Annotated in this window: 17 protein-coding genes; 12 read left to right on the top strand and 5 right to left on the bottom strand. The window is 60.4% G+C overall.

Features of this window, described 5'->3' with window-relative positions; all coding sequences use genetic code 11:
* Positions 1-51: 51 nt before the first annotated feature.
* The 5 genes from FJ964_RS24790 (at position 52) to FJ964_RS24770 (ending at position 6,024) form a co-directional block, all read left to right on the top strand.
* Positions 52-1,926, top strand: coding sequence for a helix-turn-helix domain-containing protein (locus tag FJ964_RS24790; protein ID WP_140552832.1), 1,875 nt, complete (start codon positions 52-54; stop codon positions 1,924-1,926).
* 112 nt (positions 1,927-2,038) lie between these two features.
* Positions 2,039-3,052, top strand: coding sequence for a flavin reductase (locus tag FJ964_RS24785; protein ID WP_140552831.1), 1,014 nt, complete (start codon positions 2,039-2,041; stop codon positions 3,050-3,052).
* Between the two features lie 4 nt (positions 3,053-3,056).
* Entirely contained in the window at positions 3,057-4,568 is a 1,512-nt protein-coding gene (locus FJ964_RS24780; RefSeq protein WP_140552830.1) for an aldehyde dehydrogenase, read from the top strand.
* A gap of 42 nt (positions 4,569-4,610) precedes the next feature.
* The gene (locus FJ964_RS24775; protein WP_140552829.1) at positions 4,611-5,693 is read left to right on the top strand and encodes an LLM class flavin-dependent oxidoreductase; all 1,083 of its coding nucleotides are present in this window, start codon (positions 4,611-4,613) and stop codon (positions 5,691-5,693) included.
* Positions 5,694-5,709: 16 nt separating this feature from the next.
* A complete protein-coding gene (locus FJ964_RS24770; protein WP_140552828.1) occupies positions 5,710-6,024 on the top strand; it encodes an NIPSNAP family protein in 315 nt (104 codons plus the stop codon).
* On the opposite strand, the gene FJ964_RS24765 is transcribed toward FJ964_RS24770, so the two are convergent.
* Positions 6,010-6,672, bottom strand: coding sequence for a cysteine hydrolase (locus FJ964_RS24765; protein ID WP_140552827.1), 663 nt, complete (start codon positions 6,670-6,672; stop codon positions 6,010-6,012). The two genes, FJ964_RS24770 and FJ964_RS24765, sit on opposite strands and share 15 nt — an antisense overlap.
* Before the next feature lie 221 nt (positions 6,673-6,893).
* On the opposite strand from FJ964_RS24765, the gene FJ964_RS24760 reads away from it, so the two are divergent.
* Genes FJ964_RS24760 through proX form a run of 3 tightly spaced genes read left to right on the top strand, consistent with a single transcriptional unit; the run spans position 6,894 to position 10,137 of the window.
* On the top strand, positions 6,894-8,087 hold the full coding sequence (locus FJ964_RS24760; protein WP_140552826.1) for a glycine betaine/L-proline ABC transporter ATP-binding protein: 1,194 nt from the start codon (positions 6,894-6,896) through the stop codon (positions 8,085-8,087).
* A gap of 2 nt (positions 8,088-8,089) precedes the next feature.
* On the top strand, positions 8,090-9,028 hold the full coding sequence (locus tag FJ964_RS24755) for a proline/glycine betaine ABC transporter permease (protein ID WP_140498487.1): 939 nt from the start codon (positions 8,090-8,092) through the stop codon (positions 9,026-9,028).
* A 56-nt stretch (positions 9,029-9,084) separates the two neighbouring features.
* Positions 9,085-10,137, top strand: a complete 1,053-nt coding sequence (gene proX, locus FJ964_RS24750) for a glycine betaine/L-proline ABC transporter substrate-binding protein ProX (RefSeq protein WP_140552825.1) — start codon at positions 9,085-9,087, stop codon at positions 10,135-10,137.
* A 288-nt stretch (positions 10,138-10,425) separates the two neighbouring features.
* Here proX and FJ964_RS24745 read toward each other — a convergent pair whose 3' ends face one another.
* Both FJ964_RS24745 and FJ964_RS24740 read right to left on the bottom strand, forming a co-directional pair.
* Entirely contained in the window at positions 10,426-12,135 is a 1,710-nt protein-coding gene (locus FJ964_RS24745; RefSeq protein WP_140552824.1) for an alkaline phosphatase D family protein, read from the bottom strand.
* Positions 12,132-16,259 carry a GMC oxidoreductase gene (locus tag FJ964_RS24740; protein ID WP_224713194.1) on the bottom strand — a complete coding sequence of 1,376 codons (4,128 nt, stop codon included), beginning with the start codon at positions 16,257-16,259 and terminating at the stop codon, positions 12,132-12,134. The genes FJ964_RS24745 and FJ964_RS24740 overlap by 4 nt, the downstream gene beginning before the upstream one ends.
* A 422-nt stretch (positions 16,260-16,681) precedes the next feature.
* Here FJ964_RS24740 and FJ964_RS24735 point away from each other — a divergent pair, with 422 nt between their 5' ends.
* Both FJ964_RS24735 and FJ964_RS24730 read left to right on the top strand, forming a co-directional pair.
* Positions 16,682-20,434 carry an adenylate/guanylate cyclase domain-containing protein gene (locus FJ964_RS24735; protein ID WP_181172608.1) on the top strand — a complete coding sequence of 1,251 codons (3,753 nt, stop codon included), beginning with the start codon at positions 16,682-16,684 and terminating at the stop codon, positions 20,432-20,434.
* Positions 20,435-20,480: 46 nt separating this feature from the next.
* Positions 20,481-21,167 (top strand): Crp/Fnr family transcriptional regulator, encoded by a 687-nt coding sequence (locus FJ964_RS24730; RefSeq protein ID WP_140552821.1) that lies wholly within the window; start codon positions 20,481-20,483, stop codon positions 21,165-21,167.
* Between the two features lie 266 nt (positions 21,168-21,433).
* Here FJ964_RS24730 and FJ964_RS24725 read toward each other — a convergent pair whose 3' ends face one another.
* Positions 21,434-21,706 carry a hypothetical protein gene (locus FJ964_RS24725; RefSeq protein ID WP_140552820.1) on the bottom strand — a complete coding sequence of 91 codons (273 nt, stop codon included), beginning with the start codon at positions 21,704-21,706 and terminating at the stop codon, positions 21,434-21,436.
* 226 nt (positions 21,707-21,932) lie between these two features.
* Entirely contained in the window at positions 21,933-22,670 is a 738-nt protein-coding gene (locus FJ964_RS24720; RefSeq protein WP_140552819.1) for a Crp/Fnr family transcriptional regulator, read from the bottom strand.
* Between the two features lie 223 nt (positions 22,671-22,893).
* On the opposite strand from FJ964_RS24720, the gene FJ964_RS24715 reads away from it, so the two are divergent.
* Entirely contained in the window at positions 22,894-24,246 is a 1,353-nt protein-coding gene (locus tag FJ964_RS24715) for a substrate-binding protein (RefSeq protein WP_140552818.1), read from the top strand.
* A 185-nt stretch (positions 24,247-24,431) separates the two neighbouring features.
* Positions 24,432-25,307 carry a branched-chain amino acid ABC transporter permease gene (locus FJ964_RS24710; protein ID WP_140498479.1) on the top strand — a complete coding sequence of 292 codons (876 nt, stop codon included), beginning with the start codon at positions 24,432-24,434 and terminating at the stop codon, positions 25,305-25,307.
* Positions 25,308-25,310 lie beyond the last annotated feature (3 nt).

Here is a 25,310-nt window from a genome sequence, read left to right as displayed (position 1 = left end):
GTCGATCCTATCCATGCCGGCCATGCGGCGGCATGGCCGCCGGTAACGAATATGACTGTGGCGCGCCATCGACCAGGAAGGCTATGTAACGATCGAGTACCGGCAAGCAGCGAGGTTCTGTTGAGCGCTTTGGATCGCCCGCTGTCACGCGTCCTGCGCGACGTGACCAGCCTCATCAATTCCAGCGTCGACCTCGAGACAACGCTGCAGCACCTTGTCGATGCGGCATGTCAGCACGATGCCTGGTCGATGGCGGCGGTGATGAGCATCGATCAGGCGGATGGCAATGCTGTGGTCGTGACCCGGCATGATCCGAGCCAGTTGACGAAGTCCTATCGCAACCGCTGGACGCTGGCGACAAGTCCATCCCTCATCGCGTTGACCCGCAATGATCCGGTGATCATTCGCGATGCCCAGGAGAGCATCGAATTTCCCGGCTATCGGGAAGAGGCAATCCAGCGCGGCTATCGCACTGTCGTGGTTTTGCCGCTGGGCTGCCGGGACATGGAAGACCGCGCGATGGTCTTGTCGGTGCAGTCGCGCGACGTTGTCGATCTGTCGGCGGCCGATCTCGCATTCCTGCAGACGATCGTGCATCTGGGCGCCATAGCCGTGGACAAGGCCCACAGGCTAAGGGCGGAACATGCTGCCGCCGCGCAACTCCAAAACGCACTTGCCGCGCATTCCACCCTGATGCACCAGGTCCTGTCGGACGGTTCCGTCGCATCTGCGGCTTCCATGGTCGAAACCTTCCTGCCGAACGCAATCGTCGTGGTGGATCTGACTGCCAACCTGGTCGTTGCCGGGCGCTCGCCGAAGCCGGACCTCATCGACACCGACCGCTGGCGCGAGGAGATGGACGATTGCATGAGCCGCCAGTTTCTCCGTCTTGCTCGCGATATCTCGGACCAGGCCGGGCTTGAAATGCGCAAGCTGTACCTAAACTGCGGCGGGCATCACCTCAACCTGCCGGCGGCGGTGGAGCCGTTGGTCGTGGATGGCAAGACGGTAGGGGCGCTGATCGTGTTTTCGCTCGACGCCAATTTCGGCGACCTCGATCATCTTCTTCTTCAGAGCGCTCGGTTCGCGCTCAGCGTCCAGTTGATGCGCAGCCATTTACGCTTCCAGACGGAATCGCAGACTTCCAGCGAATTGTTCATGGAAATCGTTTCCGGCAACTGGCGCAACGTCGACGATTTGACGGCGCGGGCGCGCCGGCTCGGCATTGACGTAAACGCCACCGCCAGGCTGGTCGCGATCGGCCTCCCGGAAACTGTGCCGGAAAAGGCCAAGACCATACCCGAACTGCACCGCTCCATCATGCGGCTCGCCGGCCAATTGGCGCCGCAGGCGACCGCCGCCGCATTGGGCGAGATCATTCTGTGCCGCATTCCCGACGCACCCCGCGACGCGGACACGGTGGTCAAGACGTTTGTGCGCAAGCTGATCGAGGAAACGCAGTGGCTGATCGGCACCAAGCCGATCATCGTGGCGGGTAAGACCTGTTCGAGCATTCACGACTATCCCCAGGCATGGCTTGAATGCGAGCGCATGATCCGTCTTGCCGTCCGCTTCAACCGTACCGGTTTGCTTGCGCCCCAGGACTTCGGTCCTTTTCCGCTGCTGCTTTCGGCGGCCGACAGCAAGGAAGTGAGGTCGTTCGTGGATATCGCCATTGGCGCGGTCGTGCGTCACGACGAGGCGCATGCAACGGACTATATCAGGACCCTGACCGTCTTTCTGGAGCACGGTTGCCGCAGCCAGGCCTGCGCGGATGCGATGGAATTGCATGTTACAACGCTTCGCTACCGCCTGAACCGTATCCAGGAACTGTTTGGCATCGAGATCGATTCACCCGAACGTCGGTTCGCGCTTGAACTGGCAATACGCCTCAACGAGACCATTGCCCGGGAGCAACCTGTCTGACGCGGTCTCTGCTTCGTGTCCTAGGAGCCTGACTACCGCCTCTCCTGCGTAGAGCAGGAAGACCCTCTCTCACGTCCCTTTATCCTTCCACTCTCCTGGAGAGGCAGGACGCATGACGGACAAGAGGGAAAAAGAGCTGAGCACGATCGATCCAGTGGAACTGCGGCGAACGTTCGGCACCTTCGTCACGGGCATCACGGTGGTGACGACGCGGGACGAAGATGGTTCGCCGCGCGGCATGACTGCGAATTCCTTCACCTCAGTCTCCCTTGAGCCGCCGCTGCTGCTCGTCTGCATAGGAAAGAGCGCCAGCAGCTTTCCCGCGTTCAACACGGCCGAAGGCTTCGCCGTCAACGTTCTGCACGACCGCCAGAAGGAGGTGGCGAGCCTCTTCGCCTCGAAGTCACTCTCCAAGTTCGAGACGATAGCCCATACTACCGTGCATACGGGCTCGCCGGTGCTCACCGACAGCCTCACCTGGTTCGACTGCACGGTGCATGACCGTATCGAGGCGGGAGATCATGTGATCCTGATCGGCCGGGTGCGTGCTTTCGGCACCAGCCCTGCCGCTCCGCTAGGGTTTTGCCGGGGGCGCTATGTCTGCGTGGAAGACCCGATGCCGCCTGGCTGGACGCCTTCCCATCGCATGATCATCGGCTACCTGGTCGAGCATGACGGCCGCATCCTGCTGCGCGACGATGGCGCCGGAGGCTGGGAACTGCCGACGGCAACGCACCGTAAGCCGGGCGACATGCTCAGCTTCGAAGGCGGCGGCGTGGTTGCGCCGCTCACCAACGATGCCTTTCTCTATTCGGTCTTCGATGTGGCCGACCAGCAGCCCGGCTATGTCGTTTACCGTGGCGCGCTCGCGGGCCCACCCGGTGAAATGCCGGATTTGTCGCCGTCGCTGAGGTTCTTTGCCCATGAAGAGCTGCCTTGGGACAGCATTCCGATCAGGCAGATACGCGCAACGCTGCGCCGTTACCTGCATGAGCGCGCGGACTCTCGCTTCGGGATCTACGTCGATTCCAGCGATGGCGGCCGGGTGGCGATGATAGACGGCACCCCGCGTCCGTGGCGGTCGCTTAACGGTTTGGCCGGCGACCGAGAAGCCGCGAAGGGATGAGATGATGGACCTGACGCTGAAGGTGATCGAAGGGTCGCGCCAGGATCTTTTCATTGCCGGGGAGCGCGTCGCGCCGCGGTCCGGCCGCTACATGCCGAGCTACGATCCGACGAACGCGGCGCCCTGGTATGAGGTTGCCGACGCCGGGCCGGACGATGTCGACGCCGCCGTGCAGGCAGCCAAAAGAGCGTTTCACGATCCGGCTTGGCGCAGGCTGACGCAGACGGATCGCGGCAAGCTGCTGCGCCGGTTGGCCGATCTCATCGCGGAACATGCCGATGAACTCGCCGCCATCGAGACGCGTGACAACGGCAAGCTTCTGAAAGAGATGCGTGTGCAACTGCGCGCGGCGCCGGACAGCTATCTCTATTTCGCCGGAATGGCCGACAAGCTGCATGGCGAGACGATACCCGTCAACAAACTCGATATGCTGAACTTCACGCTGCGCGAGCCGATCGGCGTGGTGGGCATGATCTCGCCGTGGAATTCACCGCTGATGCTGTTGACCGGCACGCTCGCACCCTGCCTGGCGATTGGCAACACGGTCGTGGTCAAGCCATCAGAGCATACTTCTGCGTCCACCCTTGCCCTCGCCGAACTGATTGCAAAAGCGGGCTTCCCGGCTGGCGTTTTCAATGTCGTCACCGGCAAGGGCGCCACGGCGGGCGAAGCGCTGACCTTGCATCCCGATGTCGCCAAGATTGCCTTCACGGGCAGTACGGCAACCGGCCGCCGCATCGCCGCCAACGCTGCCAGCCGACTTGTTTCGTGTCAGATGGAACTGGGCGGCAAGTCGCCCCATGTTGTATTCGCCGATACCGACATCGAGCGTGCGGTGAACGGCGTGGTTGCCGGCGTGTTCGCCGCTGCCGGGCAGACCTGTATCGCAGGCTCGCGCTGTTTCGTCGAAAAATCCATCTATGCCGCATTCGTCGAAAAGCTGGCGGATCGTACCAGGCGCGTGCGTATCGGCCATCCGACCGATGAGGACACGGAAATCGGTCCGCTGGCGCTGGCTGCCCAACTCGACAAGGTCGAGCAGTATGTGGACTACGGCGTCGCCGATGGCGCGCGGCTGGTTGCCGGCGGCCACCGGCCGCTGCGGGACGACCTCTGCGGCGGCTGGTATTACGAGCCCACGGTTCTGGCGGATGCGCGCAACGACATGCGCTTCATGCGCGACGAAATTTTCGGCCCGGTCGTGGGCGTCGTGGCGTTCGACAATGAAAGCGAGCTGATTAGGCTTGCCAACGACACCCATTATGGGCTGGCGGCGGGTGTCTGGACCCGCGACATCGACCGGGCGCTGCGCTTTGCGCGCAACGTCGATGCCGGCACGGTCTGGGTCAATACGTACCGCTCGGCTGCTTACATGTCGCCCTCCGGCGGGTTCAAGGAGAGCGGTTACGGCAAGCGTGGGGGTTTCGAAGTCATGCGCGAGTTCTCCCGCTTGAAGAATGTCGTCATCGACTACTCCGGCGCCACGCAGGACCCGTTCGTAATCCGTTTGCGCTGATGCCTCATCTGACGATCCCCTAATATTCGAAAGGTCATTGCCATGAAATTTTCCGTTTCCCTGAACATGGAGAGGTTCAGTCCCGGCAAGGATATGCGCCAGGTGGCGGCTGAGACGCTGGAACTGGTACGTATGGCCGATGCCGGCGGCTTCGAGACCGCCTGGTCGCCCGAGCATCACACGATTGAATTCACGATCGCGCCCGGCCCGTTCCAGTTGCTGGTCTGGTGGGGAGCTCATACCGAACAGATCCGGCTTGGCACCGCCACCATCGTCGCGCCGTACTGGACCCCGATCCGTCTCGCGGGAGAGGCCGCACTTTGCGATCACCTGACGGGAGGACGGCTGGAATTCGGCATCGCCCGCGGCGCCTATCAGTATGAATTCGACCGTATGGCGGGAGGCATCCCGCAACAGGAAGGCGGCGCCTTCATGCAGGAACTGCTACCGGCAGTCCAGAAATTATGGGCAGGCGATTACGCGCACGAGGGGAAGTATTACCGCTTCCCGCTGGCGACCTCGGTGCCGAAGCCCTTGCAGCAGCCGAACCCGCCCATCTGGGTGGCTGCGCGAGACCCCGGCACATTCGATTGGGCGGTTCGCAATGGCCACAACATCCTCTCCACGCCGTTGTCGCGGCCGGTCGCGGAAGTCGGCATTCTCGGCGACAAGTTCAAGAAGGCGGTCCAGGACCATCCCGAAGTGCCGAGGCCGCGGTTCATGATGCTGCGCCGCACTTGCGTGTATGAACGTCCCGAGGACTGGGAACTGCCGGTTCGCTACAGCTATCAATATGGCCGCAGCTTCGAGAACCTGTTCCAGAACATCGGTACGGTGAAGAACGGTTTTCCTGAAGCGGTTTCTTACGACACCGTTGGCAACAGCGGCGACTACGATCCGCGGTCGATCCGCGACAATCTCCTGTTCGGCACGCCGGACGAGGTGGTCGAAAAGCTGATGGTCTATGAAGCGGCGGGCGTAGATCAGTTCTGCCTCGGCCTCGCCTTCGATCTGCCCTTTGAAGTGCAGAAGAAATCACTGACGCTGTTCATCAAGGAAGTGATGCCCGTATTTGCGATGCGCGAGAAGGAAGCGGGTAGGGAAAAGTCGCGGGTGATCGCCTGATGGGAGCTGTCGCGCCATGATTGTCGAGGAACGCATCTACAAGATAAGGGCCGGCCGTCTCGCCAGGTACATGCAGCTTATCAGCGAGGAAGGCCTTGCCATCCAGCAGCCGATCCTGGGCAACCTGATCGGCTATTTCCGCACCGAGATCGGACCTCTCAACCATGTCGTGCATCTATGGGGCTATAGCGATCTGAACGACCGCGCCGAGCGGCGTCAGCGGCTGGCCGAAGATCCCGCGTGGCGGGCGTTTACGATCAAGCTCACCGAGAATATCGAAACGATGGAAAACCGAATCCTGATCCCGACCGATTTTTCACCCCTGCGGTAGGTTCAAGACCTGGCTTCCCGGTTGCCCGACCGCGAAAGAATCCAAGAGCCGGTCCGTGGTCATGACCCAGCCGTAGTTGCGTGCGAAAGCATCGAGCATGGCCTGCCGGCTGGGCGGATGGTTGGAAGAAACAGCATCCTCCACCACAATCGTGGGATAACCGAAATGCACGGCGTGACGGCAGCTATCTTCGACGCACATCTCGGCTACCGTGCCGACGAATACCAGACCATCCACCGCAAGCCGCTTGAGCGTCTTGGCAAGATCCGTGGCATGAAAGGCGCTGAAATAGACTTTATCCAGCACGATGTCGCCATCCTGTGGCGCAAGCTCGTCGATCACCTCCGCGGCATCCCGCATCCCCTCGACATCGCCGTAGGAGCGCATGAAGCCCGGTACGCACGCATGGGTCGGCGCATCGGTCAGCTTGATCCAGGTCAGCTTGCCGGCCAGGGCCTGATACAGGGGGTCGGCAACGTATCGCGTGAATATCACCGGCTTGCCGTTGCCGCGAAACGCCGCAACGATACTGCCGATCGAAGGTATGGTTTCGCGCGCGGATGGAACCTCCATCGGCGCATGCCTGCGCACGAAATCGTTCTGCATGTCCACGACCATGAGGGCAGGGTTTTTAAGCGAAGCCAGCACGCCGTTTCTCCATACAGGCGTCCCGGATTATACTTATCCGGGTAGCGGAGAGCCTATATCATCGAACCCGCGAGCCGTATGCTTTCCTTCATAGCACTGGGCTACGCGGGTATCCTGCCGAACGGGGGAAGACGGCGGGTGCAGTTCTATCTTCACTTATCGGGATCGTGGCTCTGGAATGTGCTGACTATCGTCCGCCAGGCCAGGAGTGGAGGACAGGTGTGACGGATCGCATAACGGTCGAGGGCGTGTACAAGATTTTCGGCAGATCGCCGGAATCGGCTTTGGCCATGCTGAAGTCTGGCGAGACAAAGGAAGCTGTGCTCCAGAAGACCGGGCAGGTCGTCGGCTTGAGCGACGTGTCGCTGTCCGTTCCCGTCGGTTCGATTTACATGATCATGGGCTTGTCCGGCTCTGGTAAGTCGACGCTTGCGCGATGCATCAATCGCCTCATCGAGCCGAATGCAGGGCGCATCCTCATCGATGGCGAGGAGATCACCGGCGCCAGCGAAGCGCGGCTGCGCGAAATCCGCCGGACGCGTATCTCCATGGTGTTCCAGCACTTCGGCCTGTTGCCGAACAGAACTGTGTTGGAGAATGCCGAGTTCGGCCTGAAACTGCGAGGTGTGCCAGCCGCCGCGCGCAGGAAGAAGGTGATGGAAGTGCTGGAGGTCGTCGGGCTGGCTTCGTGGGCAAATCATCTTCCCGGTACGCTGAGCGGCGGCATGCGTCAGCGCGTCGGATTGGCCCGCGCACTCGCCACGGATGCCGATGTCCTGATCATGGACGAGGCTTTCAGCGCGCTGGACCCACTCATCCGCAGCGAAATGCAGGACGAACTGCTGCGCCTGCACAGGACTTTCCACAAGACCATCCTGTTTATCACGCATGATTTTCAGGAGGCGCTGAAGCTCGGAAGTCGGGTCGCCATCATGGCTGATGGAATGGTGATGCGCGAAGGCGTTCCGCAGGACATCGTGACCAAGCCCGGCAATGACTACGTCGCTGCCTTCACCCGCGACGTCAACCGGGCCCATCTGTTCGATGCCAGTTCCGTGATGGTGGAAAGCAGCCCGCTTCGGCTAGACGGACGTGCGTCCGGCGGCCGCGATGCCAAGGGCGAACCGGTGTTCATCGTCGACGATTCGATGCAGGTCGTGGGTGTCGTCGGACCACGCCAGTTGCCACGCCTCGCCGATGGTTCGACGATCCAATCATTGATGAGCAAGGACTATGAGACGGTATGCGGCACGGAAAAGCTGTCGGTGGTGGCCAGCCTGTGCCATCGAGACCGGCCGATAGCCGTTGTTGACGAGGGCGGCCGGTATTTGGGGCGTGTCGATCCACTCCAGATCTTATCCCGCATTGGCGCTCCGGCGGCGGCTTCCTCGCAATCCCCGGGAGCGGAGGCCTGATCATGCTGGATGTCGATAATCTCTATGTCATCCCGCTGGACCAGTGGATCCAGGTCGGCGTCCGCTGGCTGGCAATGCATTTCCGGCCGCTGTTCCAGACCATCAAGTGGCCCGTCGAGACCCTTCTGACCGCGATCGACCATGGACTCCATGCCATTCCGTTTCCGATCCTGATCGGGATATTTGCCCTCATCGCATGGCGCTCCGCATCGCGTGGCGTGGCCATATTCACGCTGCTTTCGCTGACCCTGATTGCCTTCATGGGCCTGTGGGCGGAAGCGATCACCACCCTGTCGCTCATCGCCACGGCAATCGTGGTGTGCGTCATCCTTGGCATTCCAATCGGAATCCTGTGCGCCCGCCACGACCGCGCCTGGACCATTGTGCGGCCGGTGCTCGATGTCATGCAGACGACGCCCAGCTTCGTCTATCTGGTTCCGGTGGTCATGCTGTTCGGCGTCGGAACAGTGCCTGGGGCAGTCGCGGTCATCGTGGCGGCGATATCGCCGCTGATCCGCTTCACCAATCTCGGGATTCGGCTTGTCGACAAGGAGATGGTCGAGGCGGGGCGGGCTTTCGGTGCCACCGATCGCCAACTTCTCTGGGAAGTCCAACTTCCATTAGCCTTGCCAACCATTCTGGGCGGCCTCAACCAGACGGTACTGATGGCCATGGTCATGTCGGTGATCGTATCCATGATCGGGGCCGAAGGGCTCGGACTTGTGGTCCTGCAGGGGCTGGGACGTCTCGATGTCGGCATGGCTGCCGTCGGCGGCATCGCCATCGTCCTGCTAGCCATGATCCTCGATCGCATCACACAGGGCCTGGCCAACCAGGACAAGGCCGGACCGACCCGGGGCATCCGCGCCGCGCTGGCTCAGCTGCTGCGTCCCAGAAATGAGGAAGCGGGGAGTTTCGAAACGAACCACCAGCAGGTGTGAACACCGTCTCGATCAGGCGGAACGACGCAACAAATATCACAACAAGGGGAGAATACATGTCGGTGAATTATCGATACCGCAAGGGACTGAGACTGGCCTGCGCCATGGCTGTTGCAGCAACCATGATGGGTGGGCAGAGTCTTGCGCAGGATAAGCCTGGCGAAGGCAAGACCATTCGTTTCACGTCCTCCGACAGCCTGGGCGCCAACTATATTCAGGACCAGGTCCTGATAGCGGGCCTCGAGAAACTCGGTTACGACGTAAAGTTGTCGACCATGAACATGTCGGCGATCCTGCAGGCCATTTCGCAGGACGACCTCGACATGACCGGCGACATCAACTGGCCGCAGGCCGAGCCCGCCATCGCACAGATCTCGGATACGGTCGAACTGATCAATGAAGGCACGATCGCGGGCGGCGGCATCAACGGCTACATGATCGACAAGAAGACGGCCGAAGCCAACAACATCACCAATGTCTCGCAACTGAAGGACCCGAAGATCGCGGCCTTGTTCGACACCGACGGTGACGGAAAAGCCAATCTGGTGAATTGCGATCCGGCTTGGAAGTGCGGCGACGTCGTCGATTTCCAGGTCAAGGAGTTCGGCTTGAGCGATACGGTGCGCTCCATCCGCGCCAAATACGAGCCGCTGATCGGTGAGGTCTTTGCTCGGGCCGACCGCGGAGAGCCGATCCTTCTTTACACCTGGAGTCCATCCTGGATCGTCTATCGGCTGAAGCCCGGCAAGGACGTGGTGTGGCTGCCGATCCCGTATGACGCTCTTCCCGAGGGCGTATCGAAACCGAAGACGCACGAGGTCAAGGATGTGGTCGGCTGTGCGGGGGGCCAGAACCCATGCCGCATGGCGGTTGGCCCATGGAACTGGCGCACGCTCGCCAACAAGAAGTTCCTGGCTGACAATCCGGCGGCCAAGAAATTCATCGAACAGGCGAAATGGTCGCTGGACATCTGGAGCCAGTGGGAAGGCGATCTGGGGGCCGGCAACAAGACCGACGCCGAGATCAAGAAGATCGCCAACAACTGGATTGCCGCAAATCAGTCGGAGTTCGATGGCTGGGTAAAGAATGCGGCTGCCGCCGGAAAATAATCCGGGCAGACCTCTATCGCGGCTTGTTATCACAATGGTGGCGGACCCTGTCCGCCACCATTGTCGATTGAGGAGACCGATTGCCGGCCAAGCGTTTTCGCTTCATGGGGCGACCTTCCTTGTGCGGAGCGGCTACACCAGGCCCATGCAAAGGGCAGGCGAATCGTTTCGACATGCGGCCTCAGAGACGATTATCTCGCGATAAATAACTGCCGCCGCGCCTGGTCGAGCGCGGGCCGCTTGGCATAGCGAGAAAAGCTGAGTGAAGCTGTATTTCACGCGCAGCTATTACTCCAAGTCGCGCGTGAAGGTTCCATTCTCCTTGAGCCCCCTGCTGTCGTGGAACTTGACATCTAGACGCCAATGCGACCGGCGGCGGCATGTCGTTACAAGCGCGAAACCGTCGCCAGGGGCGAAACTTGTCTGCACCTCGCAACAATACGGCCCGTTCTTAGGATCGGGATCGCGAAAGTAAAAAGTCTCATTGGCCTGGAAATTGTCGGCAGTTCCGTTCGCAAACGGATAAGGCGCGTACAGCGCCGAACTGTGGATACAATGCAGGATGCTCTGCTTGCCGGTTTTGCTGTTTGTTACACGGGCGGTGACCAGGCTGCTCACGTGCTCGTCACCTGACAGGAATACCAGTCGCTTTATTTCCTTGTCGCACACGAACCTGAGCAGCGCGTGCATGGAGAACGGGTATCCATCCCACGCGTCCGAACGCAGGGCACAGGTGGGGTGCTCGGCCACCTCCCGCCGCCGCGGCAGCACTGCCGAGGATGTGAGAACAAATTTGGGCACTTCGGCGTGTTCAGGCTTGATAAGCCATTCACGAAGCTTCGCGAATTGGGTTGGACCCATAATCCGCGCTTTGCACCAGTTCGAAACCGTCCGTCCTTCACGTTCGGTCCGCGTGTCGCAAAGGAAGAATGGCGTCCCGTTGTGAGTTAAATCGTCTCGCCAGATGTGTGCCGGCAGGCGCTTTTCCAGTACCCCGGCCTTGACACGTTCATACCTGAAGTAAGCTAGCTTCCCAGGCTTTATGACGGGATCGTCCTTGCGCATCGCCGGGTCGGGGTCTTTTGCCCAATTGTCGCGCAACTCGTGGTCATCGAGCATCATTTCAACCGCCATGTCCAAGCGCTGCATCACCGCCTTCACACCGCGGCTCTGGCCTCGGCGTTCGTAGGGTATTCGGAATCGGTCATCGGTCGCCTTGGGGTCGAAAAGCCCTGCCGTAGCGTCGACATATACTTGGTCGCCGGCCAGCAGCAGCAACGTGGGAGCGCCGGGTTTGCCCAGTAGATCGCCGAGCGCGAGCAGAGACGCATCCGCGGGCCCTCGTGTTGCATGCTGACCGTCGGGCATGTGATCGAGGAAATCACTGGGGTATTGGCAACTTGCGAGAGCGAATGAAAGGTTCGATACCGTCCGGACTGGGCTCTTATGGCGGTAGCTTCTGTGTGATCTTCCAGGCCTGCCGAGGATCAGGCCACCTCGCAAATCATCCAATGTGTCAGCCTCGAGCGCATACCGAATAGCCTCGGCGGCCCTCTCCACCGCGTACTCGGCATGCGAACCTTTGTCGGGGATTTCAGATGCTGATTCCGTCGCGTCGGGCAGTTTCGGTAACCGAGCCAAGCCGCCAATACCCTGCGCCTGAACGTACAGCAGCAAGACGAGTACCTGCTGCGCTTCAGGCCACTTGTGGAGCGGAACTTCAAATACGTAGGGAGATGCGGGTTGCTCGATATAGTACGGAAGGAGACAATCATGGAGGCTGTCGCTTCTCTGTCCTTTCTCGTCGCCAGGGCTCGTAGCCGGCGGATCGATCATGTGCAGGCGGTCGCCCTTTGCGCAAACGGGAACAATAAGGGCTGCATGAGGCACGCCCCGCCCTCCGCTATCGGCCGCTTGCACCAGGATCTTGCCCGCTTCGATCCCTACGCGCACCCCGAAGACGGGCGCCCTGGCTTCAAAGGGGAGAGAACGCGTCATGGCTTGTCCTCCAGGGAGCCCGGCATATCCGGCATTCCAAGGTATTTCGCTATAACACCGCAGATCGACGAGGCGTCTTTGCCGATCAGGCAATCCTGATGACCGTGGCCGGCAATGCACCAGGTCAGGTAGGACGGTTGGCCGAGCCCCAGGAACTGGCCGCTTTTGTCAATAAGATGCCTGATTTCTTCCTCCGATTGCACCGCCTCGACCGCATGCAGAGATGAGTTCAAGTGCGGCACGCCGGCCCCTTTGAGCATATTTCGCATCAGTGTCAGCGTTGAGGGGTCGACCAAACCGTTTTCGGCTCCATGGATCGACATCATCGGGAACTTCAGTCGATCCCTCACCCGGTCCGGCAGCACATAGCGATTTATGCCGGCGCGATCGGTCACGGTGTTGAAGCCAGCAAAATGTATGACCTGCGAGACTGTCTCGACGCTGAGCGGGCCGAAGAAATCGTCGATGTGGTCGAGTACGAGGTCAGAGAGATTGTTGAGCGAGAAGGTGCGTGCATAGAGCGCGTCCATCCGATGTCTTGTGCCGACCCAAGGCGTTGCTTTGCCTGGGGGCCAGAGGGGATTCTCGCGCCGATACTCGTCGGGCGGCAGCCGCATTGCCGAGAGCGCTCTGTCGAGCAATTGACCGGCGAGCGAGATATCGCCATGCGGACTAAACACATAGTCATCAAGCTGAAGAAAATAACGCACATATCGCATCACGTATGCGGCGAGCACATTTGCCGAACTCAACAGCATTACCGGGCCGACTTGTGAAAAAACCACGCGCCCGATCTTATTGTGCAAAGTCCTTCGATCGTGCTCGCCAAGCACTGCCATGCTGAACATTGCCGCGCCCATACAATGGCAGACGACATCGAGCCTTTCCTGCCCTGTCGCAGCCAGCACGTGTTGGATGGCGATCGGAATGTCATTCTCCGCCATCTCCTCAAAAGACCAACCGCCCGTGGCGGTAGTCAGGCCTGAACTCGATCGCATATCGAGCACCCAGACATCGCGCCCAGCATCACACAGCGATTGAGCGAGGTTGCCGGGTACGGCGGCATGAGCAAATGTGGTGCCGCTCGCACTGTAGCCATGAACAAGCAAGACCGGGCGTTTCGGGACGCCGTTCTCGATCGCCTTTGCGGACCTGCCGTCATAGCGGGCCAGGCGAATGCGGATCGGGGGACTTCGCTTGCCGTCCAAAGTCAACCAGTCGATCTGAGGCGCCGGTAAGCCCGGCACTGCCCCGGGCAGCCGTTGCGGTTCATGCGTCGATGGCGGGTCGGGGCGGCGAAAACTCAGTGCATGTATCTGAAGCACGACGCGAAAGCCGTAGAGGATGAAAGAGGCCAGATCTGCCAGTGCTGCGACACGGTCTTGCTGGTCTACTATTCGCAGCAATGGCACTCCCTGTCGCGCCAGGTATCGCTTATTCAGTTCCAGCGAGGGCAGCTTTTTGCCAACGATGGCCTTGCGCATCTGCGGGAACGCCTCGACCGACATTTCCATCAACTGCGTCCAAGGGCTGGCGCCACATGCATATGTGAGCCGCTTCACCCCTCTGATTTTCTTCTGTGCGAACAAAGAGCTATCGAACCTCACGCCCGTGCCGAGATCTTCCGGCTCGACAACCTTGTCGATGTGCAAATCGTATTCGATCAGGCGCACCCCGCCTGCACGCGAGCACAGGTGCAGAATATCGAGCAGTCTGAGATGGGACGGCTCTCCGCTAGGTGGCGTGAGACGCAACCATTCCTGGCCCTGGCGGACCAAGCGGTAAGCAAAGTCGCGCATCCCGCGGTTGAGCGCCCACGCAAGGACAGCGCGCAGCATTCGAGGCACGGGACGCGATTCTTCCAGATCGAACAGGTGGAGCGATCCCGAGATCTCAGCCTCGAGCGCAACATCGCTTTCATAGGCCTGATCTGCAATGGGGTCGAACTCCTTTCCTGCACGCAGAATGCGCAGCCGACCATGGGCAATCGGCAAACAGCGTCCACGGGGCGTTTGCAGCGCGTAGAGATCGGTGAGCGCCACCGGCTTGGTGGTCAGGGTCAGTTCGACGGTATGCGGTTTCACACCTCTGCCGCGCACCGCCAGGGGGACCTTGCCGCGCACCTGTTCGGTCAGTTCGATGCTGGTAGGCGTAGGTGTAGCATTCGTCCGCGGCGTGGAATAAATCGGCCGCGTTTCGCCACGAGAGTTCCCAGGCAAGGGCGCATTGGTCAAACGACCGCCACTGAGTTGCCATTCCCCCTTGAGCTCGGTGATCGCTCGCAATGCCAGAACGGCTATGGTCAAGGCGGGATTGATGCCCAGAGACGTGGGCACGACCGAGCCATCGAGCACGATCAACCCTGCGTGAGTGCGTCTGCGGCCGATCGCGGCGGCATCGAACACGCGGCCGCAATGATCGGTCACGCCTTGGCGAACGTCGTCACCCATGGCGCAGCCCCCGAGGGGATGAACTGTAAGCAGCGGCCCGCGTTGGCGACCGAACACGGCTTCGAGCCTGTCGGACAAAGGTCGCCACAGCAGGTTGTTCACCAGCCGTCCCCCCAATCCCGACTCTCGAAGCAATCTGCCAAGGCGCGCATGATGGTTCTCCAGCCGGGGGTCCAGTCGCAACTCCGGCCAGCGCACCGTGAGCATCCCGTCGGCGCGCATTTCGTCAGCATCGTCTTGCATCTCATCGACGCTGTTTTGCCTCGAGGCCCCTGGAGCCAGTGCTCCCTCCGCGTCGTCGCGGCCGATCATGGCCAGCACCAGGGAGTTGGTGATGGCGGCAGGATTGACGGCTGCGTCGTCTGCCCGTGAAGGATTTGGTTCATGCTTCGCCCAGTCGCCATCTGCGACGCGATTGAGCACATCGAATGTGGTGGCGCTTTCCTCAAACAGGCGGCGCAGCGGTCCCGGTACGGCAAGATCTTGGATCACCAGGTCAGTAGCCGCGTTCCCGTCGCGCAGATCGATCATTGCGGTTATCGTCGGGCCGACCGCGCGACCGCAATCCTCGCTTTTGATGTTTGGGGCCGGATCCTCGGTTTCGTCAGCGACGCCATTCACCCTTGCCGCCAAATCGTGAGCAACCACGAGCATGTCACCATTGGCGGAGAACTTGCGTCCCAGCTGATCGGAGAACTTTACCCCGCGATTTTGCGAGCGCATCAAAATTTCCGTCGAGCCGAATGTGCCTGCTGCAAGGATCACGCGCCTCGCCAGCAGCGCGAACGGCTCCCGCTGGTTATCGCGTAGATGGCCATCCGTGTGATTGACGTCCAACCGCCATCCTTCGTACGAGGGCAAAACGCGCAAGACGGTGGCGCCAGTGACGATTCGTACTCCGCTTTGTCGAGCCAGCCGCAACAAGTTCAGGTCAAGGGATTCTTTGGCATTGTAGTTGCAACCAGTGGCGCAGTCGCCGCAACGGCGACATTCGCTCATCGCGACCCCGGCGTGGTTGGTGTGGCAATCGGAAGCGACGGTTATGTGAGCGGGTCGTGCTTTGCCACCAGCCAAATTTCTAATTGCTTCGGACTTGGCCAAGAAAGGCTTGGTGGTGGTACGTATCGGCTTGGCTCCCAACCAATCGCGCAGCCGTTCAGCCGTCTCTGCGAGCTTCGTATCTCTACGGATTTTGGTGGGCCAGCGTGCTTCCCGGAAAATCTCCGGCAGCGGCATCTCCATCACGCCGGCGTTGATTAATGAGCCTCCACCCAAGCCACACGCGACGAGAGCTACCGCGTCATCGCTGCAGCGCAAGTCGTAAAGACCATCGAACACGCCGCGTTGGCGTTTCGCAAAGGGGGTGGCAAAGCGGACGTGGCCGCCCAGATCGGCCAATCGCGAAGGGAACATTCCAGCCAGGTACTCCTTGCCGCGTTCGAGCATGCAGATTTTTAAAGATTGGCCTTGCACATCCTTGCAGCTACTCAGTTCGGCGGCAGCCACCGAGCCACCATAGCCGCTGCCAACGATGACAATATCAAAGTCATATCCGCCCTTGACGCGTGTCCTTGGCGTATCAGCGATCTGCGGAAAATCGTGGACCAACGCCTCAAGTCCGCGCGAGAGCCAAGTCGTCGCACGTGGCGGCTCCGGCGCTGCCTTGATGTGCACAGGCAATGCGTCCTCCCTAATTTAGGTATCAATCATATACGAAATTTGGTGTAACGTCAGGAAGTCACGCAATCTATCGGGGACGATATTCATTCCCTTTAAGAAGTGCGCGGTCGGCGGTGCCTTTCTCTGCCTGAAACTATGGGCACGGCTGCGGGAAGGAACCCATGAGGGGTACTTGCGAGCTACTTGAGAGTTTTCTGCCGCTGGAATTACTCGGTAGAATTCACGCACTTCGAGCGGACGGCCCAGTAGCCGTCGAATTCCCGGCTGCAGTGGTGTTTGTCGATGTGTCCAGATACACGGCCTTGGTCGAGCAACTAACACGACGGGGACAAGAAGGACTTGAAAGAATCCCGAGCCTGCTTAGTCACTCCTACGCACGATGCGTAGAGCAAGTATACAATCGTGGAGGCGAGATTTTGTACCTCGCCGGCGACGAACTGCTGGCTTACTGGTCGGCGGATGTCCGCGGACTTGAAAGCGCGGTGCGAGCGGCGACAGCCTGTGCCAAGGCAATCTGCGGCGGCCGGAATGAGCGTTTGGAGAACGGAACAGCTGAAATCGCACCCGCGCTGCATGTTGGAGTAGGGGCGGGGCCCCTCTGGGCGGCGGCTTTGGGCGGTCAGCCGGTCTGGACCCTCTTTGCAGGTGGAGATGCCATCATGCAGGCCGCTCAGTCCCAATCGGCTGCGCGCCGATGGGAATATGTACTTTCCGACAAAGCCAACTTGGCCCTTGCGCAGCCGTCTCAATCGCGGCGCAGTCGGCCTACACTGGCTTCTCCGCCTCCGGGCTGGCTGGCAAGGTTCCTGCCTATGCAACTCAGGGACCTGCTGTCCGAAGCCGACTTGCGGTCAGTTGCTGCGGACAGCGCCATTGCCATCCGTTCCGAAGAAGATCGTCCAACGACCGCCCGCTTAGACGCCCTGGCGGAGATTAGACCGATCACCGCCCTTTTCGCGCGAATTGCCGGACTTGACCACCGCCAACCTCAGGCGCTTGCGCGCTATCAATTGCTATGCGCGACCCTCCAGGAGGATCTGCGTTCGCGGGATGGGCCGGCCGGCGAGTTGCTCTTTGACGACAAAGGCCTGATTTTCTTTGCGACGTTCGGAGCGCGAGGCAGTTTCCACCGCGACGACCCTTGCCGTGCCGTCGATGCTGCTCGCGCGATCCGTCTGACGGCCCAACGCTTGGGCCTCTCCGCGTCGATGGGGGTGGCTACCGGCGATGCGCTTTTTAGTGTTGTCGGAAGCGCACGTCGGCGCCAGCTCATGGTGATCGGCGCGCCCGTGAATCGGGCGGCGCGGCTTATGACGGCGGCATCGGCAAACGTTCTCTGCGATGCACCGACAGAGCGAGCCAGCCGGGCGGCGTTTTGGTTCGAAGAACACGGCACCTTGCAACTGGACGGACTTGGGGACATGGCAACGGTATTTTGTCCCATGGATCCGCGCGCTCCGGTTCAACCTCTTAGTCCGCTGATTGGCCGGCGGAGCGAACTGGAGTTCCTGAAACGTACGTTCGAGGAGACCCGCCGTGGAGGCAGGCGGTTGCTCGTTGTCTTGGGTGAATCGGGCATTGGAAAAACCGCTTTGATCAGAGCTTTCACGGATGAACTGCGCTCAACTGCAACCGAGGTTTTGACAGCGCGCGCCGAACGTGACGATCGCCGGACATCGCTCCTGCCATGGCGGCGGGTGCTTGTGTCTCTTCTCGGCCTACCGTCCGACAGCGATGGATTTGCGGTGCTTGAGGTCGTCACGCAACGGGTTCAGGGCAATTCGTCGCTCGTTGGGCGACTGCCCTTGCTAGGTGATGTTTTGAGCATCGAAATTCCCCAAAATGACGGGACGCGACATCTGGAGGGACCTCATCGCGCTGATGCCACCATGCGCCTTTTGGGTGATCTCATGGATAACTTGGCACCGCGGCCGTTGGCATTGGTCCTGGAGGACAGTCAGTGGCTGGATTCGGCATCGTGGCGCCTCGTCGAGTGGGTTCTCTCATCTCTGTCCTCGTTGCTTCTGGTCCTGTGCGTACGCTCGGACGAAGTTCCGGAGGAGTTAAAAAACCTACGAAGGCGAGCCGAGGCCCCACGAAGGAATACATCCGGAACGGAACCTGACGATCCCGCGCGCCTGTGTCGTATCCTGGATCTTGAGGAACTCAGCGAGGCGTCGATTTGCGAACTGGTCGCCCGCACGCTCGGGGATGTGCCCCCACATGGCGAACTGGCGCGACGGGTCTCGACCTTGGCCGGTGGCAATCCGTTTTTCGCCGAGGAGATAGCGCTGACATTAAAGAGCCAGGGGCTCATCGCCATACGCGATGGTTTGTGGTGTCCGATCCGCCCGCTCGAGAGCCTCCGATATTTCGAAGGTGTCGATCGGGTCATTCGGGAGCGCGTTGATCGATTGGAGACCTCAGTCCAGCACGTTCTCAGGGCTGCGGCCGTGATCGGGCGTTCATTTACCGGCGAGGCCCTGGCGACGTTGCTCGAGGGCGAGTTGGATCACGACGGTGTGGGTGCAGCTGTCGAGTCGCTCGTGGCGGCGCATCTCGTGCGTCAGGGCACTGGATCAGGCAACTACGAGTTCCGTCATGATCAAATCCGAGACGTCGTTTATGGTTCAATTCCCAGTGAAGTGCGACAGCGACTTCATGCAGCTCTGGCCGCCTGGATCGAGTCGAGCCAGTCGGCCGCCATGGGCGCGGATGTCGCGGCCCTCGTTCAGCATTTTGAGGCCGCCGGAAACAATTTCAAGGCAGTTGAATATGCCAATTTGGCAGCAATCAAGGCGCTGCAGGTCGGTGCATTTCGAGAGGTCGAGGCGTTTCTGGAAATCTGCTTGAGATACGAGTCGAAGCAACCTTGGAGTGCTGAGCAAAGACTTCAGTCGGTGCGTTGGCGCAGGCAGCTCGGCGAGGCTCATTACAGTCGCGGCGACCTCCATGCTCAGGGCATTTCGGTGAGGCGCGCCCTCACCTTGGCGGGCACGCCGGTTCCACGTTCCTCGGCAGCTCTTTTGATGCGACTGCTTGGGGGTGGAATGCTGCTCGCGTTCCAACAGGTGTTCCCTCCTTCGCTATGGTCAACTCAGGGAGGTGTGCTGGACTCCTGGGAGCGAGAAATAGCTCGCTGCCTTAACCAGGCGGCGGTCGTGGACTATTTCGAGCTTCGCTTTTCGCGAGCGTTTTCCCACACCGTCGCGGCTGTCGCCCATGCGGAGCGCACGGGGCTCACCATGGAGATGGTGGTCGCGTCCGCCCAACTGGCATGCGGGCTGGGAATTCTGGGGCGCCGGCGCGCTTGCAACTACTTCATGGCAAGGGCAGAACGGGTGGTGACTGCGCTCGCAGATCCAGCGGTCCATGCCCACCTGTGTAATCTCGATGCGCTCTGGCGTATCGGGCGTTGTGACTGGCTGATGGTAGATCGTCGTCTGGATCAGTCCCAAGAGCTATGTCTAAAGGCGGGCGATCAACTAAGTTGGTGCAACGCCCAGGCCATGCGCTTCTGGTCAATGTACTACCGGGGTGAATTGGGTGCGCTGGAGTACACCGCCCAAGCGCTGCTCTCCCGTGCGCAGAACAGCGGAAACCTCCAGCAAGAGATTTGGGCGCTCCGATGCAAGTCGTTGTGCGTGCTCCACACGGATAGCCCCCGTGAAGCGGTCGACATCCTTCGGCTGACCACGTCCGCTATGGCCGGGTCCGCCGATCTCGCCGACTTGGTCTCCGCCAAAGGGTCGCTCGCGCTCGCGCTTGCACGGGTCGGGCTCCATGCTGAGAGCCTTCGGGCTGTGGTCGAGACGCTACGCCTACTGCGCGAGATGCGTCGGCCGACTGTGCACAGCACACTGCCCGGCATTGCCGGCGTGTGCGAAGTGCTTCTGCGCGGCAGGGAGGCGGGCCTCTCGCGCGAGTACGACCAGTGGCGCCACTGGGAGCGCCAAGCGCTGCATGAGCTCAAGCGCTACCGCCGGGCGTTTCCTGTCGGCACCGCTCAGTATGGGCTGTGGGTCGGCGTGGCTCATTGGCTGGACGGGCGCGGTGACCGCGCCGTCTCTACTTGGCGGCAAGCACTCGCGGCTGCACGGCGCCTCTCGTTACGCAGGGATCAGTCGATCATTGCGGCCGAGCTGAGGCGTCGGCAAGACAAGACCTAAGATAGTCTCTGCGTTGGAGTTATCCGATCGGCAACTTGGGGGCGACATGGCTTTTGGCGGCGCGAACGAAAGAAATGATCTGCCGCGCCTTGCGCGGATCGATCCGCGCCTGTTCGATCTTCTTTTCGGCGGCTGCAAGGTTGAACGCCACGCGGCGGGCCAGATTCTCTTCGTCCAGGAAGATCCATCCGATCGTATTTACGGGGTGATGAGCGGGACGGTGGAGATCTCGATGTATTCGCCGGGAGGCCGGAAGCTGGTGGCCAATATCGAGCTTTCGCACAGCTTGGTCGGAGAGATCGGCGCGCTCGACGGGCGCCCGCGCACCGCAACCGCCACTTGTCTGACCGTTTGCGATCTGGCCTCGCTCGGTCGGACGCAGCTCTTCGATCGCATTGAAAAAAACCCACCTCTGGCACGCGCCATGATTGAGCTTTTGTGCGCACGGCTGCGTTGGGTCAGCGGCGAACTTGGCGATCAGGCTTTCTTCGGCATTGAGGCCAGGCTGGCAAAACGACTGGTCTTTTTGGCCGGCGTTATGGCGGATGGCTCAGGTTGGATACCGATCTCCCAGTCCGAGCTGGGGGAGTTCCTGGGTGCCACGCGCGAGTCCGTCAACAAGACGCTTAACGATTGGCGCAACCGTTCGATCATCGCAATCAAGCGTGGCGGCCTGCGCATAACGAACACCGGTGCGCTGCGTCACATCGCCGAGTCACAGGACGATGACTGATGTCGCCGTTCGCAATCGGCGCGCGCGCATCGGAGCCGCGATCAGATTGCGCAACGAAGACCGAATCGGCGTGAAGGTATAGTCCTCCACCTGTCGTGGTGACGAACTGGGGGCCTCCGTTCAGCATCCTGACACCGTCCCAGGCGGATTGGACGTGCCACGGCTGTCGCGCGACCTATGGTCGGGCTTTTCTTAGTAGTCCGTCGGTCAGTCGGTACCCGCTCAAGGAGGCAGAGCGGTGGCTAGCGCCACCGCTCTTATCTGGATCAATTCCGGCAGTCCGGGCTGACGGGATCGTACTGGTGTGGGCTGACCCCCATGCACTTGGAGCTCGCAGCACCACCAGGCAATCCGATCGATCCGGTCGGGAAGCCATACACCGGTTCTTCTGAAGCCAATGAATGTTGACCCTTCAAGTCACCCGGGGCCTCGAAGTCACCATTGTCGGCTCGCAGACTGTGGACGAACGTCGAGTCGATCGCGAACGAAGGCGCCGTGAGGATGAAAAATGCAGACGCAGCTGTAATGATCTTATACATGTTGCTCTCCCTTTGGTTGATGACATCACAAAAATTCGTGATGAGAACGAAATTGGCTTAGCTTTCAAAACCAACTTCCTCTTCGGACTTGATCTTCGTTGTTTTCTTTATGATCTATCCGAAAGAGAGACTAAATTGCCTGCTCTGTCATCTCTTGTACGCCGCGGGTGAGATTTGTATGTGAAGGAATTCACGCAGGGTGCTAATATGATCGACGGGACGCTTTTCATTCCCGCTGCTTCAGCACCGGGATCGGAACAAGGGACATCGGCTGGTACTGAGCCAGTCTTCGAAGGCCCGCAAGATCGGTCAAATCGATGAAGCGCGCGTTGCTGGTGATAAGCTGTTCGGCGCGCAATTGCTGAATGACGCGATTGAGATGGGGCACGCTCAACCCGAGCGCGTCCGCCATGATTTCCTGTGAAAACGGCAAATCGAAACTTGCTTCGTCGGCGCGTTCGACCTCCAGGAGACGCGCGTGAATCTCCAGCAAAAGGTGCGCCAGCCTTTCAATCGGAGTGCGCCGGCCCAGATTGACGATGTGCTCCGCATAAGTCGCGGCCTCTTGGGCGGCGAGCCAACTTAACACCAGACCGAATTGGGGCTGCTCGTAGCAGAGGCGAACGTAAGCATCGAACGAGCAGACGGCGTAGGTCAGTTCGCTCACGGCAACGACCGCGCAAGTGGATCGATCGAAAAAGCTGACCGGGAAGCCAATGACATCACCGGGCAGGATGAGCTTCAGGATTTGCCGCCTGCCGCTGCGCAGCAACCTGTAGCGGATCGCGTAGCCGTCTTTAACAAAGCACAGGTTTCGGAACTCGGAGCCGTGAACGACGAGTTCCTCCCGTTTCCGAATGGTAAGATCGCGCTCGAAGATTGCCTCAAGACGTTTGATGTCTAGCGAATCCAGCTTCATTGCACGCGTCAGTCGGGTCACGATCGGGTGGCCGGTCAGCGGCATGCCAAGCTCCAAATGTTCATGACCTTCAATGAAACTTTCCTATGCTTATTAATCCAGATCAATGAACAGAATCATCAAACGAAAGTTGTATTGACTGCCAGGCCTACGCCACTGCGAATGCCCATGCAAATAGGCCATTTTCAGCGTTTCGCTGAAAAAAACCGGTTTCCGGGAACAACAAATGAGAGCCTTCCGACGGCTCCACGCTAAGGAGGAACAGCTGATGCCGCTCGACGATCAAAATACTTCCAATATATCCCGCCGTACCATGCTGCACGTGGGCGCAGGACTTCTCGGTAGTGCGGTTCTGCCCTTATCCAGCTTCGCGGCTTTTGCGGCCGACGACAAGCCCGCGATAGGCACCTGGCCGGCCGGGTCGGCGGGCGACACCGTCTACATCGGAGCCGCGGTGCCCCTTACCGGTGCCTATGCCGTGCAAGGTGCTGACGAACTTAAGGGCTGGCAGCTGGCGGTCGACCACATCAACAACGGCCATGAATTGATGAAGGCGTTGGCGCCGAAGGTCGACAAGGGGTTGCTCGGCAAGAAGGTCGAGCTGTTGTCCGCCGACAGCGCGGCCAAGCCGAACCAGGCCGTCGAGCTCGAGCAGAATTTCATCCACCAAAACAACATCATCCTGATGACCGGCTCGACTTCATCGGCGGTCGCGGTTGCGCTCAACAAATTCGCGCAGCGCGAGAAGATCCTCTACGTCGCGGGGATCTCCGGCTCAAACGACACAACCGGCAAGGACTGCGTCCGTTACGGCTTCCGCCAGAACTTCTACGGCCAGACCGCGGCCAACGCGATCGGCCCGATCCTTCTGAAGACCTACGGAAAGGGAAAGAAGGCGGCATTCATGACGCCGGACTACACTTACGGTCACACCGTCACCAAGTCGGTGAACGACTACCTGACCTCTCAGGGCGGATGGGAGATGGTGACGGACCAGGTCTCGCCGTTGGGCACCCAGGATTTCAGCCAATATCTGACCAACATCGCCAATTCGGGTGCCGAATTCATTGTCAACGTCAACTGGGGCCGCGACGCGGTGCTGTCGATCCAGCAGGCCAAGCAGTTCGGCCTGACTCCGAACATGAAGATGGTCATCCCCTACCAGATCCCCTTCCTTGCCAAGGAAGTGGGCCCCGAACTGACAGCCGGGGTTTTTGCCGCTACCGATTTCTGGTGGACCCTGCAGGACAAGTATCCGCTCGCCAAGCAGTTCGTCGACGCGTTCCAGCAAAAGTTCGGCTACCGGCCGGAATGGGGCGCCGAAAACGCCTATGTCAGCTTCGCTCATTGGGCGCGCATGGTGTCGCAGGCCGGTAGCTTCTATCCGCCGGACGTCATCAAGCAATACGAGAAGGGTGAGACCATCCCTTCACTCGTCGGCGACGTTCACTACCGGCCGGAAGACCATCAGTGCGTGCGACCGGTCGTACTCGTCCAGGGTAAGGACCCCAAGGACATGAAGAGCGACGACGACTACTGGAACGTGGTCGAGGTGGTCGATGGCGCGCCGCTGATGCAGAAGCCCGACGAGTTCGGCTGCAACCTGGGCAGCTACACCTGATACCCGGCAGCGCCTTCTCCGCCCGACACGGGCGGAGAAGGCGCTCGCACCGGGACTGGCTCTGGCTGGGCGCAGACGGTTCATCGTCCCGCGGTCGGTGGGATGTCGATTGTTCGCGACTTTTCTGCCAAACCCTTGCTGGCGCGAGGGCAGGGCATATTTTTCATGATTAAGGTGGGCGCAGAGTGATCAACTGGGCAAATTTCATCTCGCAGTGCTTCAATGGGCTCGTGCTCGGCGCGCTTCTGGCGCTGATCTCCTCCGGGCTGACCATCATCTACGGGACGCTCGGCGTCCTGAACCTTGCCCACGGCGCGATGTTCATGCTCGGAGGCTATGCCGGCTGGCTCGCCTACACCTACACAGGTTCGTTCCTCGCCGCGGTGGCGGCCGGATCGCTGTTCGTGATGATCGTCGGGGTGTTGATCGAGCGGCTGATCATTCGCCATTTCTACACGCGGCCGCTCGAGGACCAGCTTCTCGTCACGTTCGGGCTCGGCATCGTCTTCGTCGAGACGGTCCGCTTCTTCTTCGGCAGCCTCTCGCGCACGGTGCCGCCGCCCGCCTCGCTGGTCGGCATCACCCATCTGGGCTTCATGGTCTATCCCACCTACCGATTGGCGTTGCTCGGCATCGTCGCCCTGGCGCTGCTGATGCTCTATGTCGTGCTCTATCGCACCCGCATCGGGATGATCGTGCGAGCAGGCATCGAGGATTCGGTAATGGTCGATTCGCTTGGAATCGACGTCTACAAGATCTTCATGCTCGTCTTCGGCATCGGAGCCATGGCGGCCGGCTTCGCCGGCATTGTCAACGCACCCGTGGTGTCGATCGCGCCCGATGTCGGGGAAGCCATACTGGTCCAGACCTTCGTGGTCGTTGTGATCGGCGGCGTCGGTTCCTTTCCCGGCGCCATCCTCGGCGGCCTCATCGCCGGCGAAATCATTAGCATCACGTCGATGTTCAATCCCGGTTATTCCTATGTCATGCTGTTCGTGGCGATGACGCTGGTGCTGGTGCTTCGCCCGCACGGGCTGCTCGGCACGGCCGGGCGCGAGTAGACG

Origin of the sequence: Mesorhizobium sp. B2-3-2 (assembly GCF_006442295.1) — a bacterium.
Classification (GTDB): domain Bacteria; phylum Pseudomonadota; class Alphaproteobacteria; order Rhizobiales; family Rhizobiaceae; genus Mesorhizobium.
The sequence above is the reverse complement of the archived record's forward strand: the minus strand, read 5'-3'. Positions and strand labels throughout refer to the sequence as shown.

Bases quoted from the DNA above. Each gene is read 5' to 3' on its own strand.
- FJ964_RS24780 (WP_140552830.1), top strand. From the start codon at position 3,057: ATGGACCTGACGCTGAAGGTGATCGAAGGGTCGCGCCAGGATCTTTTC.
- FJ964_RS24730 (WP_140552821.1), top strand. From the start codon at position 20,481: ATGGCTTTTGGCGGCGCGAACGAAAGAAATGATCTGCCGCGCCTTGCG.
- FJ964_RS24725 (WP_140552820.1), bottom strand. From the start codon at position 21,706: ATGTATAAGATCATTACAGCTGCGTCTGCATTTTTCATCCTCACGGCG.
- FJ964_RS24790 (WP_140552832.1), top strand. From the start codon at position 52: ATGACTGTGGCGCGCCATCGACCAGGAAGGCTATGTAACGATCGAGTA.
- proX (WP_140552825.1), top strand. From the start codon at position 9,085: ATGTCGGTGAATTATCGATACCGCAAGGGACTGAGACTGGCCTGCGCC.
- FJ964_RS24785 (WP_140552831.1), top strand. From the start codon at position 2,039: ATGACGGACAAGAGGGAAAAAGAGCTGAGCACGATCGATCCAGTGGAA.
- FJ964_RS24770 (WP_140552828.1), top strand. From the start codon at position 5,710: ATGATTGTCGAGGAACGCATCTACAAGATAAGGGCCGGCCGTCTCGCC.
- FJ964_RS24775 (WP_140552829.1), top strand. From the start codon at position 4,611: ATGAAATTTTCCGTTTCCCTGAACATGGAGAGGTTCAGTCCCGGCAAG.
- FJ964_RS24715 (WP_140552818.1), top strand. From the start codon at position 22,894: ATGCCGCTCGACGATCAAAATACTTCCAATATATCCCGCCGTACCATG.
- FJ964_RS24755 (WP_140498487.1), top strand. From the start codon at position 8,090: ATGCTGGATGTCGATAATCTCTATGTCATCCCGCTGGACCAGTGGATC.
- FJ964_RS24720 (WP_140552819.1), bottom strand. From the start codon at position 22,670: ATGCCGCTGACCGGCCACCCGATCGTGACCCGACTGACGCGTGCAATG.
- FJ964_RS24745 (WP_140552824.1), bottom strand. From the start codon at position 12,135: ATGACGCGTTCTCTCCCCTTTGAAGCCAGGGCGCCCGTCTTCGGGGTG.